Origin of the sequence: Bacteriovorax sp. Seq25_V, from assembly GCF_000447795.1 — a bacterium.
Lineage (GTDB): Bacteria > Bdellovibrionota > Bacteriovoracia > Bacteriovoracales > Bacteriovoracaceae > Halobacteriovorax_A.
Genome location: NZ_AUNI01000005.1, coordinates 1 through 272 on the forward strand (window position 1 = coordinate 1; position 272 = coordinate 272).

The following is a 272-nucleotide window of genomic DNA, read 5'->3' on the forward strand; positions in this document are numbered from 1 at the left end:
GCGTAGTGTCTGTTAGCTGTCTCATACTCGAATGTGAGTAAGTATTAATTGTAATCCCTCTCGCTTTTTCTTCTGGAGCAGAGTCAATTTCGTCGAACTTTCTTACTGTTCCACCAAGTGCGTTAGTCAAGTAGTTAATTGAAAATTTGCTGCTTAGTTTAAAACGTTGTTTTTACCCGTAGGTCGTTTACGTTTAGTCCCCAATTCGTTACCTAATGGTTTTTACGTGGGGCTTGGCTTCTGTCAAAAAGATTCGTTTTGTCCATGAACGA

1 pseudogene is annotated in these 272 nt (G+C 39.7%); it reads right to left on the reverse strand.

The features are described 5' to 3' along the window. Positions 1-139: pseudogene (tuf, locus tag M900_RS17860) on the reverse strand (elongation factor Tu); the annotation flags it as partial. Between the last annotated feature and the right edge of the window lie 133 nt (positions 140-272).